The 19163-nt window shown below is 39.5% G+C and carries 17 protein-coding genes; 5 read left to right on the plus strand and 12 right to left on the minus strand.

The genetic code is table 11. The annotated features are described in order from the left end of the window. Positions 1–6: 6 nt before the first annotated feature. The gene (locus tag H5183_RS03790) at positions 7–399 is read right to left on the minus strand and encodes a hypothetical protein (RefSeq protein WP_182730981.1); all 393 of its coding nucleotides are present in this window, start codon (positions 397–399) and stop codon (positions 7–9) included. A gap of 82 nt (positions 400–481) precedes the next feature. Further along, positions 482–2269 carry a bifunctional isocitrate dehydrogenase kinase/phosphatase gene (gene aceK / locus H5183_RS03795; RefSeq protein WP_182730982.1) on the minus strand — a complete coding sequence of 596 codons (1788 nt, stop codon included), beginning with the start codon at positions 2267–2269 and terminating at the stop codon, positions 482–484. A 104-nt stretch (positions 2270–2373) separates the two neighbouring features. Here aceK and H5183_RS03800 point away from each other — a divergent pair, with 104 nt between their 5' ends. Next, complete coding sequence (locus tag H5183_RS03800; protein WP_145233680.1) at positions 2374–3321, plus strand: LysR family transcriptional regulator; 948 nt, start codon at positions 2374–2376, stop codon at positions 3319–3321. Between the two features lie 149 nt (positions 3322–3470). Continuing rightward, the gene (locus H5183_RS03805) at positions 3471–3920 is read left to right on the plus strand and encodes a hypothetical protein (RefSeq protein WP_149981184.1); all 450 of its coding nucleotides are present in this window, start codon (positions 3471–3473) and stop codon (positions 3918–3920) included. Between the two features lies 1 nt (position 3921). Here the strand turns inward: H5183_RS03805 and icd are convergent, their stop codons facing one another. Further along, on the minus strand, positions 3922–5181 hold the full coding sequence (gene icd / locus H5183_RS03810; protein ID WP_182730983.1) for an NADP-dependent isocitrate dehydrogenase: 1260 nt from the start codon (positions 5179–5181) through the stop codon (positions 3922–3924). Positions 5182–5348: 167 nt separating this feature from the next. Here icd and H5183_RS03815 point away from each other — a divergent pair, with 167 nt between their 5' ends. Further along, complete coding sequence (locus H5183_RS03815; RefSeq protein WP_182730984.1) at positions 5349–6161, plus strand: hypothetical protein; 813 nt, start codon at positions 5349–5351, stop codon at positions 6159–6161. Here H5183_RS03815 and H5183_RS03820 read toward each other — a convergent pair. The 5 genes from H5183_RS03820 to H5183_RS03840 all read right to left on the minus strand — a co-directional run bounded on the left by H5183_RS03820 (position 6150) and on the right by H5183_RS03840 (position 15093). Continuing rightward, positions 6150–8852, minus strand: a complete 2703-nt coding sequence (locus H5183_RS03820; RefSeq protein ID WP_182730985.1) for a 7TM diverse intracellular signaling domain-containing protein — start codon at positions 8850–8852, stop codon at positions 6150–6152. The genes H5183_RS03815 and H5183_RS03820 overlap by 12 nt on opposite strands. A 30-nt stretch (positions 8853–8882) precedes the next feature. Beyond that, positions 8883–11153 carry a TonB-dependent receptor gene (locus H5183_RS03825; RefSeq protein ID WP_182730986.1) on the minus strand — a complete coding sequence of 757 codons (2271 nt, stop codon included), beginning with the start codon at positions 11151–11153 and terminating at the stop codon, positions 8883–8885. 106 nt (positions 11154–11259) lie between these two features. After that, complete coding sequence (locus H5183_RS03830; protein WP_182730987.1) at positions 11260–13506, minus strand: NAD(P)-binding protein; 2247 nt, start codon at positions 13504–13506, stop codon at positions 11260–11262. Positions 13507–13515: 9 nt separating this feature from the next. Continuing rightward, positions 13516–14472 (minus strand): acetoacetate decarboxylase family protein, encoded by a 957-nt coding sequence (locus H5183_RS03835; RefSeq protein ID WP_182730988.1) that lies wholly within the window; start codon positions 14470–14472, stop codon positions 13516–13518. A gap of 69 nt (positions 14473–14541) precedes the next feature. Further along, positions 14542–15093: a dienelactone hydrolase family protein gene (locus H5183_RS03840; protein WP_145233665.1), complete on the minus strand. Its 552-nt coding sequence runs from the start codon at positions 15091–15093 to the stop codon at positions 14542–14544. Between the two features lie 449 nt (positions 15094–15542). Between H5183_RS03840 and H5183_RS03845 the strand changes: the two genes are divergently transcribed. Then, positions 15543–15686 (plus strand): hypothetical protein, encoded by a 144-nt coding sequence (locus tag H5183_RS03845; RefSeq protein WP_182717921.1) that lies wholly within the window; start codon positions 15543–15545, stop codon positions 15684–15686. A 126-nt stretch (positions 15687–15812) separates the two neighbouring features. After that, on the plus strand, positions 15813–16670 hold the full coding sequence (locus tag H5183_RS03850) for a TIGR02285 family protein (protein WP_145233663.1): 858 nt from the start codon (positions 15813–15815) through the stop codon (positions 16668–16670). A gap of 50 nt (positions 16671–16720) precedes the next feature. Here H5183_RS03850 and H5183_RS03855 read toward each other — a convergent pair whose 3' ends face one another. From H5183_RS03855 to H5183_RS21620, 4 genes are all read right to left on the minus strand, one after another. Further along, positions 16721–17299: a YceI family protein gene (locus tag H5183_RS03855; protein WP_145233661.1), complete on the minus strand. Its 579-nt coding sequence runs from the start codon at positions 17297–17299 to the stop codon at positions 16721–16723. Positions 17300–17302: 3 nt separating this feature from the next. Next, positions 17303–17857, minus strand: a complete 555-nt coding sequence (locus H5183_RS03860) for a cytochrome b (protein ID WP_149981004.1) — start codon at positions 17855–17857, stop codon at positions 17303–17305. Positions 17858–18223: 366 nt separating this feature from the next. Then, positions 18224–18904, minus strand: a complete 681-nt coding sequence (locus tag H5183_RS03865) for an ion transporter (protein ID WP_182730989.1) — start codon at positions 18902–18904, stop codon at positions 18224–18226. A gap of 68 nt (positions 18905–18972) precedes the next feature. Then, on the minus strand, positions 18973–19163 hold a 191-nt coding region (locus H5183_RS21620; RefSeq protein ID WP_220496251.1), incomplete at its 5' end, for a hypothetical protein.

Raw genomic sequence — 19163 nt, forward strand, 5'->3', positions numbered from 1 at the left:
GATGAGTTAATCGATTTTGCGCCACACTTCGGCTTCAACTAACTTACCATTTTCTGTTAAAGAATGATGCCACAAATCGCCTTCAATTTTGTAATCAAAAGCCATGGTTTTGCCAAGCAACGATTCAATGTTACCATAAACAAAAGTCTCTACAAATTGTTGGTTTTTTAAGGTGTACTGCCCGCCACCTGCATAATGAAACTTGCCATTTTTTTGGGTGATGTAATTAAAATGAGTGGCGGTTATTAGTTTAACTGAGGTCAACTCTGGCGCTTTGGCAGTCACAAACCCTTGTTCAACTGCATATTTCCCTTCCACAAACTCCCAACTACCTAATAGCGGGTTAGCTATAACCAGCGGTGAGGTGATAAGTAAACTTGCTAATAATAAAGATTTCATGGTTTTCCTTGGTTTTTATTTTATGTAAGCTTACCTTTTTACACACCCAAAATTAATCAGACTTATGGGTAATAACCCCCGGCTAAAATCGCCAACTTTGTTTGTATGGATACACATCAGCCAATTGCCCAGCATTGATATCAGCTTGGCACTGCAGCCAAAAATCAGGACTAAATAAGTCTTGATGTTGCTGGACAAAATGACTAAATGCTTGCTGATCAGCACTAAAAAACACTTTAAACTGACTCGGGAATACATCATTTTCGGCAACATCAAAATAGCTTTCGCTGCTTAGTTCATCAAAACTATTTTCACTGCTCGGTAAGTCTCTAAAGTTACAATCCGTTAATGGGCAAATTTCATCATAATCATAAAATACCACGCGCCCCCAACGGGTCACACCAAAGTTTTTCATCAACATATCACCGGGGAAAATATTAGCCCCGGCTAACTCTTTAATCGCCTTGCCGTAATCAAGCATTACATTATTCAGTTGTTTATCGTCACATTGATTGATGTATAAATTAAGTGGTGTCATTTTGCGCTCAACGTATACATGCTTAAGCACTAAGGCTTTATTTGCAATAGCCATGCTTGAGCCGATACTCGCTCGCATATGGGTAAGCAATTCATCGCTAAAACGATTTAAATCAAATGCTAAATAGCGAAATTCATGGGTGTCGACTAAACGGCCGACTCTATCCGCTTGTTTTACAAAGTCGTATTTTGCCATCACCTGTGCTTTGGTTGATGTTTTAGGCGCGCTAAATTTATCTTTTATTACCTTATAAACATAATCTGAGCCAGCAGTGGTAAATACTAGCATTACCATGCCTGGCGTGCCGGGGGCAATAATGTACTTATCATCTATGGGACTATTGTTGGTGGTGTCGACCTTATAGCGATAAAACTCTGTTTTGGCATGTTTAATAAAGCCAATGGCATTGAATAATTCAAATCGTTGCTTATGTGGCATTAGCACTGATAAGTAATCTACATAGCGCGCGGGTTGGTCGGTATCAACCATAAAGTAGGTGCGAGCAAAGCCGAATAATAAACTCAGTTGATCTGCGCCCATCATCACCGCATCAAGCTTTAAACCGCTTTGGGTATGTAAAATAGCGACAGCAAAGGGCATGTTATCGCCATTTTTAGCGATACAACGACCTATTAAGTAGCAGGCTTTATTTCTAAAAAACAGTGAATTAGCGTATTCAATATAGCCATCGTTTAAATTCATCAGCTCATACACTTGACGACATTGCTGCTGCGCACCTAACGCCAAAGTACGCTGCAAAATATCAACATCATGAGCTAAATCTGTAAATCCAACCCGAAAAGCTTGCCGATAAATAAGTTGCTCCACCGCCTGACTAAAGCCATTTTGCAATGAAATACGACTTACTAAATTATCAAATGGTCGAGATTTAGTGCGGTATTTGGCTTTTAAAACAAATAAATGCACGGTGCGAATTTTTTTATCATCCCAAATCGAGCCAAAAGTTGAATTAAAAAATGTATGCGCAATCGGTTGGTTTTCATGATCTTGCACCATTTGGCCATAAATATGCTTTGCCTGCTGCCACAGTCGCGGATCGTTGAGCTCTTTAAATGCAATGACTCGCACCGCTTCACTAACATTTTTAACTTGCCTTTCATATACTTGTAAACGCTCACGCATTGCCGATTGTACACTTTGCCATTGCCGTTGCTCAAAACGACTTTGTGCACCTAAGGTAATATTTAAAAACTCAGCAAACATCGCTTCAAAGCCTGCGAATACGGCACGCGCTAATTTGGTCGCAATGACTTGCTCAATTGCGTTGTTAGTTTGAGTCGATAACGTATTTGCTGTTTTTAGCTCTAGCATATTTCTATCACTTATGATGACTATGTCTATTTAGTGGTTTACACACCTTAGCAAGCACGCTTTAATTTAGATAATTAATACAGCGAATGAATAAGATTGATCAAATGAATATAAGAAATGTCGATCTCAACTTGCTTGTGTACTTAAATGTACTGATAGATGAGCGAAATGTCTCGAAAGCGGCAAATAAATTAGCATTAACCCAACCAGCAATGAGTAATGCACTAAAACGTTTACGTGATTTATTTGACGATCCGCTCCTAGTTCGTGCCGCAGGCTCTATGACTCCTACTGCAAAAGCGCTGAGTTTAAAACCTGAAATAGAAGCGCTGTTAAAAATGGCTGAGGCAATAACCCAACCCAGTGATATGTTTGATCCAACCACTGGCGAACTCACCTTTAGAATTATGGCGAATGATTATTTAGAATCAACGCTAGTCGCGCCTTTTATTACCCAGCAACTCAATAAACATCCAGGACTTAATTTTGATGTGCTTAGCCCCAGCGATGTTAGCCTGCAAGATATGGAAAAGGGCAGCATTGACTTAGCCATCAATCGCTTCAACGGCCTACCACGGTCTTTTCATCAGGCCAGTGTCTGGCGCGATAACTATTGCTGTTTAATGCATCCAGCTAACCCATACTTAAAACAGCCTGATCTAGAGCAATACTTAGCGTCAGAGCATATTTGGGTAAATCGTGCAGGCTGGGGGGCTGAAGCTGCCGTCACGAATAAATCAGGTAGCCAAAAGCTGGGATGGGTAGACGAAGCTCTTTGGCAGCTTGAACAAACCCGTCATATTCGGGTGTTTACTCGTCATTACATGGTGGCAAGTTTGCTATGCCAATCGCCACAACTGATCGCCACACTACCAAGACGACAAGCAATGCTGCTAACTAAACATACCGAGTTAGTGATTAGTCCTGTGCCGTTTCAAATTGTCCCAATTGAAGTAAAAATGCTTTGGAGCCCTTTACTGCATCATGCCAGCCCACACCAATGGTTACGCCGCGAACTGCAAGCGTTCGCTAATACGATTGCTGATCGCTAGAAAGCTCTAATTAAAATGGAGCTCTCTCGTTATTATTGATTAAATCAATATCAGTTATTGAAAACAACAATTTCATAAATAGTGTGCTTAGGGCTACAGTGAAGTCATACCAAATGAGTTAACCACTAACACTGAGAGACAACATTATGATGCAAACTACAGCAAGCTTCACCCAACAAGACGGATTATTTATCGACGGCCATTTACATGCGTTCATCGAACAACAACTTTGTAAGCAAACCACCCTTGAGTGTAATGATGTTTACCAAGCATTGGCGACTCTGGTTGATGAATTTGGCTGTCAATGTCGTAAAAACAAACATTTTGACAATGACAGTTTAGATGTACAAACGTTATTGCATGCGTATCAAGTTGAGCATAATCACCCGCATTGTCATGTTGATGCACAAACAACAACTGCGGTATTAGATGAATATTGCTGTCAGGTGCCAGCTATTATTGTTGTTGCTTTAATGGATACATTAAGCGGTACACCAAGCGATGAACACAATGCAAAAGCAATTTATCAACGTGCTGCAACACTGACTAATCGCCCTTGCATGTATCGTGCAAAGCTCTACAACGCCAATGCAGCGTAGCTCATGAAACTTTTAAACGCTCGATTATCCTTTGTGTAAAATCACTGCAACTGAGGATGGTCGAGTTTTGCTGCTCTGCTTGTAAATCAAAGGTCACTTCACCAGCTATGAATGTCTGTTGCAAAGCCAGCTCTATACTGTTGGCCGCTTCGTGCCAATTCATAAACCGTAGCATCATCACCGCACTTAAAATACTACTGGTAGGATTTGCACTATTTTGTCCAGCAATACGCTCAAACGTGCCATGAGTTGGTTCAAAAAAAGCCACTTCATTATTTAAATTTGCTGCGGGCATAATACCGATACCGCCCACTTGTGCAGTCAACATATCTGCTAGATAATCGCCATTTTGGTTGGTTGTTACCACTACATCAAATTGCTCAGGATTCATTAACGCTTGCTGGAGCATGTTATCTGCAATCACTTCTTTAATAACTAACGGTGCCAAGCCCTCACGCGGTATTTCTAGCCAACGGCCATTACTGTGTGGTACTGCTGAGAACTCAGTTTGCGCCACGGCAAACCCCCAACGCTTAAACGCACCATCAGTAAATTTAAGTACATTGCCTTTATGCACTACCGTTACCGAGTCACTATTTTGTTCAAGCGCATACGCTATTGCATAGCGCACTAGCCGCTCTGACCCTTCTTTAGAAATATTTTTAATGCCAATACCACATTGTTGATCAAAGCGCAGACGGGTTACGCCCATTTCTTGGCATAAAAAATCCAGCATTTTTTCGGCTTCGACACTGCCAGCTTGCCATTCAATTCCAGAGTACACATCTTCAGAGCTATCGCGGATCACAACAATATTGGTATTTTCAGGTTTTTTTAACGGTGACGGTAATGCGCAATAGCCTTTAATCGGCCGCATATTTACAAACAAATCCATTTCATGACGAAGAGCAACATTGAGTGAACGAAAACCTCCGCCAATCGGCGTGGTTAAAGGCCCTTTAATCGCTATTTTAAATTGCCGAACCGCATGAATCGTCTCTTGCGGAAACCAATCCCCATCATATAGCTGCGCAGCTTTTTCACCGTTAAAGACTTCCATCCAGTGAATTTTTCGCACTCCTTGATAACATAACTGCACAGCATGGTTCACAATGTCACGCATACAAGGGGAGATATCCTGCCCTACTCCATCACCATCAATGTAAGCAATGATCGGCTGCGCCGGAATATGCCACACGCCTTTATTATCAATGCTAATTTGTTCACCCTGAGGTGGGATTTCAATGTGTTGATAACCCATAACCTGCCATATTTTTATTATAAAATATCATATAAACATTAAACCATGGTTGGCAGTGAGTGTCGTGGTTTTAGCATCTATACTTATCATTCAACAATAAAATAGTGAACGGATTTTATCCTTTACTCGGTCTTCTGTGAGCAATTAAAAACCATTAAGTACCAGATATGAAACTGTTTAATCGAATTTTATTCGTTACTTGTTTAGCGAGTACATCTGTTTTCGCAGCCCAGCTTGATCCACAAGGATTAACCGAGCTGTCAAAAAGCAAGCAGCAGATAATACTGCAATGGCTGAATTTTAGTCTTGAGCAAACTCAGGCAACTTTAGGCCCACTGCCATACTCTAATTTACCCATTTATTTACACCCTCGGTATATTGCATTTGAACCCGTGCCTTGGGGAAGTGTGCGCCGTGGTGATCCAGATGGCATAGAGTTACATTTTGATCGCTTTGCCAGTTTTACACAATTACGCGATGACTGGACCCTCTACCATGAAATGGCACACCTTTACTTACCGTTACTACCCTATTCGGGCTTCTGGTTAAGTGAAGGATTTGCAACCTATATGCAAAATATAATAATGCGTGATAGTAAAGTGATCACTAGGGAGCAATTTATACAACGACTATCTGCAGGGCTTGAACGCGGACGTCAGCAAACGCGAACAAAGCAACAGCCATTAAGTGAACTTGCCGACGATATGTGGCAACAAGGTGCACAACAAAGAGTTTATTGGAGTGGTAGCGCTTTTTTTATTGAAGCAGAGCTGGCTTTACAGCAACAAGGACAAAGCTTGACACAATTAATAAAACGCTATCGCGAGTGTTGTTATAGCTCAAAAACAACAGCAAAAAAACTGGTCACAACATTTGATCAGCTTTCACGCAGCGCCATTTTTTCAACCTTATATGCCCGTTATACACAGCGTACTGATTTTCCGGACATTACCCGTGAGCAGCTTATTTTACTGAGGTGAGTGACATAAAATATCATCAATTTCATCAAACACTTGATAAACTAAATGGCTATCTAACATCACGCTATCGGCTTTAAGGGCTTTGTCTAACTTGATTGCATGTTGGTACAATGTTTCGCACTCAAACATTCCAGCAGTTCCTTTTAGCATATGAACACTTTGTGCAAACCCTGTCATATCGCCATCTGTATATTGCTTGGTTATTGTTTCTCGCTGCTTTTTAAGCCCTTTTATGTACACCTGTTTAAGCACCTCAAATTCATGCTCTGGCAATTTTACATCTTCAAGCATTTCGATATCTAAATAACTAGCAATTTTATGACTAAATTCACTGCGGTCAATTGGTTTGCCTATATGATCAATAAACCCTTGTTTTAGATAGCGATCAACTTCATGCTTCATAGTATTTGCTGTAAGGGCAACAATGGGGGTCGTTAATCCTGTTGCCTGCATAATATGAATCGCTTGTTCGCCATCCATTACTGGCATTTGAATATCTAATAAAATCAAATCAAATTGATGATCTAGGGTCGCTTGCACTGCATCTTTGCCATTTTCTACCGCAGTAACCGTTAACCCCATTCGCTCTAAAATACGTTTGATCAATTCACGGTTTTCAGGATGATCTTCCGCTACCAGCACTTCACCCACGAGATTTCGCTGATCTTGACTTGGCAGCTCTTTTTCTTTGCTTATAGAGATCTCATCAAAACTATTGATCCAACGTACTCGTTCAGGCATATATAGCGCGATATTGAGGCTAAACTCACTGCCACTGCCAACATGGGAATGAACGGTGATATTACCATCTAACTTTTCGGCTAAACTTTTTGAAATATTTAAACCGAGTCCTGTACCGCCATATTTACGTGAGATCGATGAGTCAGCCTGATAAAACGGCGTGAACAAGTCTTGTTGCTCAGCCTCTGTCATCCCGATGCCGGTGTCTTTAACTTTAATGACAAGCTGCTCTTTAGTGCAACTCACCACTAATTGAATATGCCCTACCGTGGTAAATTTTAATGCATTAGCTGTTAAGTTTAACAATATTTGTCGTAATCGGGTTGGATCAGAAATAATCCAATCAGGCAGTGGGAATTGGTAATCAACTTTAAATTTAAGACCTTTATCACGAATTTGTTTGCCTAATAGCGATTCTATATGCGCAATGGTTGCAAATAAGTCAGTCTCGACTAAATCAATTTCAAGGCGATTGGCCTCTATTTTTGACATATCAAGTATGTCGTTTATGAGTCCTAAAACATGGCGGCTGTTTTGTAAAATAACCCGAATACCATGATTTCGTTCGTGAGGCTTAATATCGCCTAAAATAATACCATCTGCGTAGCCTATAATAGAGGTCATTGGCGTACGTATTTCATGACTCATATTTGCTAAAAAACGGCTCTTAGCTTCACTGGCATCAGTGAGTTCTGACGCCAATTGTTGTAACTCCTGCGTACGCAATTGCACTTTTTGCTCGAGGTTTTTAGTAAGCTCAACATTCTCATCATGTAAGATACTAAATTTATTTGCCACTGCAAACGCGAGTAACATCGCATCTAAGGCGGTGCCAATCAAACCTAATAAGTACAGATCGATTGCAATCGGCGTCAGTACACCTAAATTAGTTAAATTTCCCACCATATTAGGAATTGCCATCGCTAGGTAAGCAAAGACAAAGTATCGCGCGGGTTTAAAACCACTCATCCAACTGCGAACCCCTATGTACATGCCTAAGCATAAGGTGCACCCCGTTACTATGGTTGCCCAAATAAACCCAAAACCTGGCCACATAGCAGCGAAAGGCAAACCTGCGGTTGCCACCACAGCTAATATAATTGATGCTTTGGCCAATTGTGGAAAACTGTCTTTTAGCTTAAGCAAATTATTGAAAAATAAAATGTTAGTTAATGGTATTAAAACAAACCCTAGCCAATGAAAATGGGCATTATAAAAACCAAATAGTTGATCTGGAATATGGAAAAACTGGCTCCACGCAAATACCCAGCATGCTGTAAATAAGGCGTAATAAAGGTGAGTTACATCCCGTGCGCCAAAATATATTAATAAGTTATACAAACCCAGCGCAATGCCTACCCCAAAGCACAACATCATCACCATATTTTCGATGGTGATCTGGGTAAAGAAGTCTGCATAGGGTTTTAATACCAGTTTAGGAGGAGTGTAAAAGTAGTCACTTTCATACTTGGTGATCAAAAAGTAACGCTTGCCTGGTGTAAGGGCTATTTTATTGCCGTAATGAAAAGCAAATTCGTTTTTTTCAATCCCCCCGGTTACGTAACGCGCGGCCTCAGATGTGGGATCGGCCATATCATATACACGTGTTTCAATACGCGATACTAAGGTGTTGTAAGGGAACAACACTAATTCAGCTAGCTGAGTCTGATTTTCAAGTTCGACAACTAACCAATAACTTCCGCCATAATATGTGGTACTTGTTTGTGGTTTTTTATTGTCAAGCCACGTCGCAATCTGAGTGCTGTTATCAGGAAACCCTTCATAACTTGCCGCTAATAAGGTACCAACTTGAAACAAATTTATATCTTGTTGTTGCTCTGTATAAACAAACACATCCGCTGACTGTGTTGCTCGCACTTCGCAGACATATATTGTTAGCAAGCCTAAAAAGACTACATAGCAAAAACCTTGTATTGCTTTTAACAGCATACAATACGCCTCAGTTTAATGACAAAAAGATTAGAACTGATAACTGATATCCAAACCATAGCGGCGACCTTCCCCTTTAAAATCTTCCAACATGCCAAGGAAAGAGCTCAAATCAAACTTCAAATTACTGTACTCACTGGCAAATAAATTTTTCCCCCACAGTACAAAACCTAGGTTATCTAATTGATAACGAATATTACCATTGACTAAACTGTAACCATCTTGCATAGCATACGGATTTTGGTTTTGATCAAAATAATAGTCTGATTGATAATCCACTAGTAATTGTGTTGTTAAGGGATTACCAGCAAGCTCTAAACGATATTCTACGCCTGCACTCACATTCCACTTTGATGTAAATGGCAGCCGATTATGAGTCAAACTGTTACCCAAAGGATCAACAAATTCTTCAAATTCCGCATGGGGAATGTAACCCATAGCAAAACGCATTGAAAGTGCTTTAGTCGCTTGATAATCGAGTTCAGCTTCAAGGCCATAGATCACTGAATCACCAACGTTTTCTAATAATTGCACGGGTGGCTTTTGTGGTGAGTCTGATGGTTGGTTCATAAACACTTGCTGATCATTATAATCATAATAAAAAGCAGCCCAATTAAACCGCACACCTTGCTCAGGCCACCATGATTTAGTACCAATTTCATGCGCATTGAGACGCTCTTTGCCATAGTCAGCTAATTCGGCTTGCTCTGGGGAAGATAAAAACCCGCCATTATAACCACCACTTTTAATCCCATTTGCAAAACGGTAATAGCCATGGGTTGTATCGTTAATAAGGTAGTTCACAGCAAACTGGCCAGAAAAACCATTATCGGATTGCTCGCCTTGCACATGATAAAATGGCACTAAAACCCCGGCTAAATCACTCGGATCAACTACCATATTTAATTGTGCCACTGAGTCATAATCAAGTGACTCATAGGAATAACGTAGTCCAACACTTAGCAACCAATCTGAATTAAGTTGATAGTCTAACTGGCTGAAAGCGGCAATATTTTGCGTGTCAATTTGGTTATCATAGAAGAAGGTTGCGGTTAAGTCGGTGGCTAATATACCGCGATAATCTCTTAAAATATCGTTAATATTATCTTGTTTGATTGATTCATCTGCGTAATATAAACCACTGGTTAAAGTATGTTTGTTCCATTGCGTTTGCAAGCGTAACTCTTGGCTAAATAAGTGAGTATCTAAACCTAGATTTCCTTCGCATAATCGCGCTGGTGAGCCATCACAATTAAATGCATGATCGCGCTCTAATTGGTTATAACTACTAATCGAAATAATTTCGTTAAACTCATTTAATTGCCAATTAATATGTGCACTAAACCCTTTACCATCCGTTTTATGCGGAGAATCGTTATTCACTTTAACCATGTAAAAGTCGTCACTGGCATCATTGAAGCCAAAGTTATCATAGCAATTTGTCGAACCAGCTTCGCTAGGACTACATAACTGACCTGTTAATGGATCCGCCACTACACCGATATTACCGACAGGCTGCACAATACCCTGCCAATCTTCGAGGTGCGCTTGTAACAATACCTGTACAGTATCAAAATCACTTAATAGTGATAACCGTGCATTGGTTTGTTGCATTCCAGCGGTAGGTGATTGTGCAAAAGTATTGCTGGTTGAATAGTCATAGTCTTGATGATTTAAAGCAACACGAAACGCGCTGTTATCACTTAATTGATTGTTATACATAGCATCAATACTAAACGCGTTATTATTTGCTATACCCGCTGTTAAATACCCCGACTCGTTAAATTCAGGGCGTTTAGTGCGAATTAAAATTGCTCCGCCAGTTGAATTACGGCCAAATAAAGTCCCCTGCGGACCACGCAAAATATCCACTTGCTCAATATCAAAGAAGTTAACGATCTGATTACTTGCAGATCCTACGGCAATGTCGTCTACATAAATAGCCACAGGCGAGGTGTTCGCCGTATTGTAGTCAACTAAACCAACCCCCCGGATATTTACCGCCGGTGGCGTACCTTCAGCCGCATTTTGGCTGATTTTTAAATTAGGCGCGAATACCGATAACTCTGTTGAATCTTTATAATGTTGATTTTTAAGGCTATCACCTTTGACCTGACTAATGGCAATACTAACATCTTCAATTGCCTGCGCGCGTTTTTGGGCGAACACCTCAATGACTTCGAGGCTTTGGCTAGAGCCACTCGAATCGTCATTTTTTGCCTGTGCAGCCACAGCAAAAACGAGGCTCGACGAGCACAGCAGCAATATATGATTTGAAAAAGGATAACGTTGGCTTTTCATTAGATGGTGAACCTTAATACCGACAATGTAAAGATATTGTAATTATTTACGATTATAGACTAATTTATTGATTAAAGTCGCCAAGTTATCCATTAATTAGCTAGTTTTACAGCGCTTCAAAGGCATTTTCACCACTGATCTGCTGCGGATACCCACACAGTGCCCGTGCTGTTTGCATTCCAGCCATAACCGCCGCTTCAACACAACCTGCATTAACTCCTGTTTTGATCCAATCGCCGGTAATAAATAAATTACTAAATTGCGTGCCATCAGTTGCTAAACGATATTGACTGGAACCTGAAACCGACAGCACATAACGCTCACTTGGATCAACATTCACTCGCCAGTACTGTTGATCTAAGCGCGCTGATTCTGGCACGTCATCTTGTGTATATAAAATAGACCAATCAAAGTCATTATCGTTATAAGCTAACGGCCATAATGGCTGCATATTAGTTGTTAATAGTTGTGTTAAGTTAGTTTTTACTTGTGCTTTTGCCCGTGCGGGGAAACCATGATCACTCTGTGGTGGGTACTCTTGACAAGGAAATGCACTACAAAAATAGGCAATATTCTGCGGACTGTTGCTTGCAGGCCACTGCTCTTTATCAATTAAGTTTTGCATTGCAGCCCAAGTATCAAACGGTTCGCTAAAACCACTCAAAATAGGCCCTTCTTCACTTGGCGGCATATATTGCCAACCTAACTGTTGATCTGTTTTATTTAACCAAATCTGACTAGCTTGTGTTGCTACCGAAAGAACATTTTTAGCCTGAGCAGCAAAGTTGTCGTCTATTGCTAATAATTGTGGGCAAACATGCTCTAATGAAGCAACTGAGACCCCAAGGATCAACCGGTCAAAATCATCTTTAAACTGCAGTGTTTTAGTTGGTAGTTGTGCGCCAAAATGTGCTTGGTAACAGCTGGGCCAATCACTCCAAAATGATTCTAAATTAATATTATTCTGCTTTAGTAACAGAGCCTGCTCGTGGTTTATCTGCTGATAAAGAGGCTCACTTGGCCAGCAAGCTAAGTTTTTCACATCAATTAATGGCTGATACTCTGATGAGTTATTTAAACTCACTTGCTGTTGTAATAACACAGAAGCAACACAGTTTTGGCCACTTTCATCAATCCCAGGTGTAAGTTGCTGTAGTTGATGGAAGAATTCAAAGTTGACGCCTCTTTGTTTTAATAGTTCATACAATGGCGCAAAAATAACATCGCCCATTCCCGCCTGCATTTTCCACATTACCCCACCGCGATAACACAATGCGATTCTAAGCATGGCAAGTGCAGCAACTCCAGCTTCTACATTTGGTTTTTTAAAATCACCTTGTGGGTAGGCAAACACTAAATCATAAAAACCACGCACGGGCGCAGAATCGACACTGTATTGTTTATTCGCACCATTTTTTAATAACCATTGACGAAAATCATACTTGTTAATGACCCCAAAACCATCGCGATAAACTTTATCTTTAATCAATCCAACCAGCATCGCTATCGCTAAATCGGCACAAATATAAATACGCCTCAACTCTGCATTGTCATCCAGTAACTCGGTTAACTCTTGGTTAATCCAGCGTTTTAGTTTTCTGACAATATACCAAATCACTAAACTATCTTTCTTCTCAGAAATTTGTGGCTGCAGTGTGTTGTTACTTTGCACAAAGCTATTTAATTTATCGACAAGTAAGCTAGGTGTTGAAGTGATTTCTTGATTGAGATTTTGTATATCGTTGGTAAACGTTTGCCATGCCTCACTGCCATCAGAAACCAAGGTCTGAATTTGTTGATGAAAATGGCGTAGTAGGTATCTATCTCGTGGTTTTTTTGTCGTTAATTGTGTGCTCTTAGCTTGGACTCTGGCGGCCAGTTCAAATTGTGGTATCCATTCTTTCAGCCATGCAAGGGTCATTTTCACAAAGTCCCATACAGTAATATCTAAACTCCCATTCGCAGGATTGCCAGGTAAAACAGGAAAGTCTATAGGCCACGTTTGCCACTGTTCATCAATGTGCTCCTCAAGGGCAATAAAACTATGCGGTTTAAGTGCTTGTTGCCAGGTACTCAGTGCACTCGTTGGCGGACGCTGTAGCTTGTCGTATACAGTTTCAATGGTTTTAAAACTATTAACATAGGCACCAAACCAGACATGTAAACCATGCTCTTCTATGCGCTGCCCCATAACAGCATTACGGCCACTGGCTCCTTTTCCTCCTAAACGCCAACCTTGTTGGTACACTGTAATATGTCTTTTTTGCTGCCAATTAGGTTGTTCAGTCAGGTATAAAGCAGCCGTCATTGCGGCAACACCACCGCCTATAATAACTATTTTTTCTTGCTCCATAATGGATCCTTACTTAGGGAGTATTTGTGTAGCTTGAAGTTGGTCAAAATCCATCTTGATATAAAACGGCAAATACACAGCTTGCGCTCCTAGCTGTAAACCAAACATTTGCGCTAAAGGAAAACTATCTAGTTGCTGTAGATGTAGCTGATAAGCACCACTGAGTAGCTTAAATTGATGGATTTTCTTTATTTCTGAAGGAGAATGCATAACCGCTTGAAAAACAGCCTTATCGCCTTGCCCGTCAGGAAATTGCTTAAATAGTATTTGATCCATCTGTGGATTCACAAAACCCTGTAACAGCTGCTTTAATAGCGAAAAATCAATACCAATATGATCCCCATCAAACAAATTGGCGACATGCTCGCCAAAGTCCTCTAATACAGATAATAAGCCATCGCTTTGCGTCTTGACGTTTTTGGCGACTGAAAATAAATGCTGTGATTGTAATTTTGACGTTGGCGAAAAATGCTTAAAACAATCCAGTGAAACTGAAAAGTCGGTTATATCACTTACCGAACTGGGCATCTGGTAATCACATAAATATTTATTGTAACCCCATGTTTCTCTGCCGTTTATTAATGCATAAACATTATTTACGCAAATAAACGCCGGATACCAATAAAGATGAGTGATATCTTCATCATTGTCTTGCTTTTCTACCTTTGCAACTGGTAACCAAATAATAATATCAGTCTCTTGCATCCAGCCGTGCTCACTAAAAGGCGGCGTTAATGAGGCAATTTTTTCTATGTCGGTAAAGGTTAATAATGCATATTCGCCTATGCCTTTAAAATATAACTCATCCGTTGCAACAATATTAAGCGTTGTATCGATATACTGTTGAACTTTGTCCTGATCTATTTTTGCAAAAAAACCATACATATTTGCATTAGTCATTCGACATGGTGGCTTTGCAACAGGGTTTGATAAAAAGTGACTATATGGAGGTAGTTGTACGGTCATGATTTATAATTATTTTATTGGATAAAAAAATAAGTATAGCCAAGATTTTTTACAAGGTAGTAATTTCAGTTAATTATTTTCAGTGAGCAAGTATTGGCTATATTGTTGATAACCAAAGCTATCGAAGCCTTTTGACAAGGGATTCATAAACCCATGACCGTAGTCTGCACGCTGGCATTGCACTTTGATTTGCTGCTCTAAACAAGCGAGCACAGGATGAATATCAAAGTGCTCTTCTTGCTTCGCAAAAATAAACTCGCAGGCCACGCTGGCAGACAAATCTAAATAATGACGAACTTGATTTGGATAAAATGCCACTAATCTTTTTATCTGTGAATTTTTCACAGTTGCTTGGCTTCGCCACGCAGCGGCTCCACCAGCACTAAAACCGATTACCGTAGTTGGTTTAGTTACTCTACTAAGAATAGTATTAAGCTTGTTGAAATAGTTATCGTGACCACACTCCGTGATAAATAAATCATACTGTAATTGCTCATCAATCACTGGCTGCAATTGCCCATCGTACGGATCGACAATTATGCTTTTAGCGTTAAATTGCCGTGCAAAGTGACTCAAATGAGCGGTTTTACCAAAAATATCACTAACGATAATGTATTCCATAGCCAAATCTTATTATTTACAGTTAAATTACCGCACAACAGTTAAAATACCGCTAAACGCCTTTTTCAGATTAGCTAATTAAAATACAGCAGTTAAAATACAATGGCTAGAATAAAGTTAAAATAATGCTTGCGTAAATAAAATTACTGGGGTAAATTGTCCTCTTGGTCCTAAAAAAGCCTCGCGGTTAACCTCTTTACCCTGATCCAGTAATCCCCGCAAAACGTATATTATAGAGCTAAGTTATTGTACGGCGAGAACCCCAATTCAGACTACGGCATATTTTTAAATAGTCGCATAAATGTCATAAAGATCGTCAACACTGTAATGAAGCTAAACACAACACGGTCTATCTAATTGTGCTTTGAAAGCTAATAAAGAAATTAGCGCACATTAAAGATAACAAGAAAAAAGTGAGTTTTATTATGTCTTATAGTTACAACGGATCTATGATCCAAATCGCACATCCAGTGCAATCAATTTCAGTAAATAAACAACGTGTTATTTTTTCTGATACACAAGGTTTAAAAAACACCTTATTTACAAAAGCAAGTGACGCACGTCAATTTGTTAAATGGTTAAAAGCCAATTAATCGATACTGATTTGCTTCCTCGCAATTTAAATGACGCCAGCTAATGCTGGCGTTTTGCTTTTTTTAAGCTAACTATTCAACAGCTGCTACACTTAGTATATTAATAATTTATCTGTGGTTGAATTAATGCATTATGCCTTTCGTTATGCTTTTTTATCATTGTTAATTAGCACTCCTTTGCATGCTAAAACAATTGATTGGATAGTCACTGACTTTGCCCCTTATTATATTTTTAACGATCAATACGCAGGAACAGGCCGCGATGAAGGTGTTATCGCCTTATTAGAACAACAGCTTCCTAGCTATACATTCAACCGTACTATTTTTCCATCAAGTCGCACAATACAGGAGCTGTCTAACCCAAATCATACTTACTGCATGCTCTCGCTATACCAAAGCCCGCACCGCAAACAACACATCAGCTTTAGTGAACAGACTTCGACGGTTGGCTTATCGCCTTCTATTGCTATTCACCAAGAGCTTGTGCAACATCTCAAGCTTGAAACAAGTACACCTGTATCATTGAAAACCCTACTCAATCAATACCAACTTGCACTGGGGATTTCTATGAGCCGATCATACGGTAATGCTATTGATGCAGTAATTAATAATAGTGCCGACGCATCCATAATTATTCGACCTGGTCGCGATACCCTTGCCAGTTTGACTTATATGTTAAAGAAAAAGCGCATTGATATTTTATTAGGCTACCCAAGCGAGCATTACTATTTAGCAAAATCGATGGGGTTTGAAGATCAGTTAATGCAATTGCCTCTGACTGAAGCTCCCGATCTGAGTTATGGCTATATTGGCTGTACTAATACCGAGCAAGGTATCGCACAAGTTGAAGTGCTTAATGCAGCACTGAAAGAAATAAAACAACAACCAGCCTACCATGAAGTGTTATTACGTTGGTTACCAGATAATTTAAAACCGTTACTAGAGCAACGTTTACAAGCAAACAAAAACGCCCCAACTGAGTGAGGCGTTTATCAATATTAGCATATTTATTTAACCTGAATTCAGGTTAGGTTTTACTTACGCACACCTTCAATATACAAACCAATATCAACATGTGTAGATGCAGGACCTAGGTTGTAATCAATACCAAAATCAGCAAGCTTTAAACTGGTTTCACCTTCAAAGCCAACTCGGTAACCACCCCATGGATCTTTACCTTCACCAATTTTATCGATTTCAAAGGTAATCGTTTTTGTTACACCATGAAGGGTAAACTCACCTGTTACATCAGCTTCATCACCCTCTTCATCAAACTTAATTGACGTACTTTTGAAGGTCGCTGTTGGAAACTTATCAACATTTAAAAACTCTTTACCACGTAAATGCTTATCACGTTCAGCATGGTTCGAATCGATACTTTTAGTATCAATATTAACCATGATCTGTGATGCATCTGGGTTAGCTGCATCGTAGCTAAAGCCGCCGTCAAAAGTATTAAAACGACCGTGTAACCAGCTATAACCTAAATGCTTAATTTTAAAGTTTACAAATGCATGGGCACCTTGAGTGTCAATAACATAATCTGCAGCGTGTGCAGTATTAGCACCAAACAATGTTGCTGCTACTGCAGCTGAAAGTAATATTTTTTTCATTTATTAATCATCCTTTTGTGGTTTTATCATTCTAACTAAGGTTTTATCTTTATCGATAAAGTGATGTTTTAACGCCCCAAGAGCATGTAAAACCACTAATCCTATGAGGCTACACGCCACATAGTAGTGAACTTTACCTGCAATATCTGCTTGATTAGCTACTGAAAAATCAATTGCGGGAATACTAAATAAGGTAAACACCTCAATTGCACGACCATCCGCAGTAGAAATCAAATACCCTGAAATCACAATGACGCTAAGCAGTAGATATAAAAATATATGTACTGTATGCGCTACATTATTTAACGCTTTACTGCTGCCAGCTACTGGCTCAGGCTGCGTGCCCAATGCACGCCAAGCAAATCTAAAAATTAATAAAGCAACTAAGGTGATCCCTACGCTTTTATGTAAATCCAAAGAACCTTTATACCAACTATCGTAATAAGTAAGTTCAACCATGTACAAGCCAAGGCCAAATAAGCCAATCACCATTACCGCCATTAACCAATGTAATAAAATGGCAACCACACCGTACGAAGATTTTGTATTTTTAAGCATGTGTTATTAATTCCATTATCGAATGACATCAGAATAGCGCGTACCTGGATAGAAGAAAATAGCTAATAACAAACAAGTTATGTGCGTATTTGCACAAGTAAGATTATATATAGAAAGTTAGCAAGTCATCAAGTTAGCAAGTTAGCAAGTTAGCAGTAAAAACCATCAGCCAAGGTAATACAACTTTTTGGGCTAAAGCCCAACTTACAAACCACACGCGCCAGCAAGCTCAGCGCCTACGATGGTTAACTCTATCACTGGTGTAGAATAATTCGTGGCTGAAGCCATCTCCTACAGAGAGTTCGGATAGGGGTCAGCGGCAGCCTTCGCCAGAGCGACAAAACCTTGAATAAGGTTATACTATTTTTACTCAGACTGCCTTCTAACGGCCGAAAGTGCAGACGCAACAATACCTGTTGGAACCGCAACTAGACCTAATCCAATCATTAAAATAATGAAAGTAAAAAAGCGTCCACCTATTGTTATAGGGTAGATATCACCATATCCGACTGTAGTTAATGTAGCAACTGACCACCAAAGACTATCAAAAATAGATTTAAATACTTCTGGTTGAGCTACATGCTCAAAATGATAGATGCCCACCGCAGAAAGGTAGAGCAAGATCAAACTCAAACCTGTAAAAATAGCCAACTCCTCTTTAGCTAAAAATAGAGCTTTGCTAAAGCGTTGTAATGCTGAGTTATATCGTGCAACTTTTAATACTCTAATCAAACGCAATAAGCGGATTAGCCTAAAGCTGCGTAAATCAATAGCAAAAGCTAAATAGAAAGGCAGGATAGCGATTAAATCGACAAGACCATAAAAACTGAAAATAAACCTTAGGCGCTTCGGGGATAATAAAATGCGTATGAAGTATTCGCAGGTAAAAATTACTACAACGACTATTTCTGAATATTTTAAAAACAGTCTTGTATCGGCGCTTAGATTAGGTAGTGTTTCCAAAGAAAAACAAAAAACAGAGTACAATATTAATATCGTTATAATCCAAACAAATATAGGCCTATCTAAAAAGATTTTATTGTCCATTAAACCGAAACTTCCTTATTTTTATTTTATATAAGAGTCAATAATTTACATCTCATAGTCAAGAAAAATTAACTATGAAATCTGTGTAAGTTTAAATATGCTTTGTCACTAGCTTTAATATGCCAAGACCAAGTACCAATCTCACGTTTAACACCCTCCCCCGTCATCACGCCCTGAAAATAAGCAATTGATGAGTAATTCATTTCATGGATGAAATGAAAGCCATGCTTGCACATGGATGTGCTTTCATGGCGTTTAC

It is taken from the genome of Pseudoalteromonas sp. SR44-8, assembly GCF_014163635.1.
Lineage (GTDB): Bacteria > Pseudomonadota > Gammaproteobacteria > Enterobacterales > Alteromonadaceae > Pseudoalteromonas > Pseudoalteromonas rhizosphaerae.

Bases quoted from the DNA above. Each gene is read 5' to 3' on its own strand.
- H5183_RS03790 (WP_182730981.1), bottom strand. From the start codon at position 399: ATGAAATCTTTATTATTAGCAAGTTTACTTATCACCTCACCGCTGGTT.
- aceK (WP_182730982.1), bottom strand. From the start codon at position 2,269: ATGCTAGAGCTAAAAACAGCAAATACGTTATCGACTCAAACTAACAAC.
- H5183_RS03800 (WP_145233680.1), top strand. From the start codon at position 2,374: ATGAATATAAGAAATGTCGATCTCAACTTGCTTGTGTACTTAAATGTA.
- H5183_RS03805 (WP_149981184.1), top strand. From the start codon at position 3,471: ATGCAAACTACAGCAAGCTTCACCCAACAAGACGGATTATTTATCGAC.
- icd (WP_182730983.1), bottom strand. From the start codon at position 5,181: ATGGGTTATCAACACATTGAAATCCCACCTCAGGGTGAACAAATTAGC.
- H5183_RS03815 (WP_182730984.1), top strand. From the start codon at position 5,349: ATGAAACTGTTTAATCGAATTTTATTCGTTACTTGTTTAGCGAGTACA.
- H5183_RS03820 (WP_182730985.1), bottom strand. From the start codon at position 8,852: ATGCTGTTAAAAGCAATACAAGGTTTTTGCTATGTAGTCTTTTTAGGC.
- H5183_RS03825 (WP_182730986.1), bottom strand. From the start codon at position 11,153: ATGAAAAGCCAACGTTATCCTTTTTCAAATCATATATTGCTGCTGTGC.
- H5183_RS03830 (WP_182730987.1), bottom strand. From the start codon at position 13,506: ATGGAGCAAGAAAAAATAGTTATTATAGGCGGTGGTGTTGCCGCAATG.
- H5183_RS03835 (WP_182730988.1), bottom strand. From the start codon at position 14,472: ATGACCGTACAACTACCTCCATATAGTCACTTTTTATCAAACCCTGTT.
- H5183_RS03840 (WP_145233665.1), bottom strand. From the start codon at position 15,093: ATGGAATACATTATCGTTAGTGATATTTTTGGTAAAACCGCTCATTTG.
- H5183_RS03845 (WP_182717921.1), top strand. From the start codon at position 15,543: ATGATCCAAATCGCACATCCAGTGCAATCAATTTCAGTAAATAAACAA.
- H5183_RS03850 (WP_145233663.1), top strand. From the start codon at position 15,813: ATGCATTATGCCTTTCGTTATGCTTTTTTATCATTGTTAATTAGCACT.
- H5183_RS03855 (WP_145233661.1), bottom strand. From the start codon at position 17,299: ATGAAAAAAATATTACTTTCAGCTGCAGTAGCAGCAACATTGTTTGGT.
- H5183_RS03860 (WP_149981004.1), bottom strand. From the start codon at position 17,857: ATGCTTAAAAATACAAAATCTTCGTACGGTGTGGTTGCCATTTTATTA.
- H5183_RS03865 (WP_182730989.1), bottom strand. From the start codon at position 18,904: ATGGACAATAAAATCTTTTTAGATAGGCCTATATTTGTTTGGATTATA.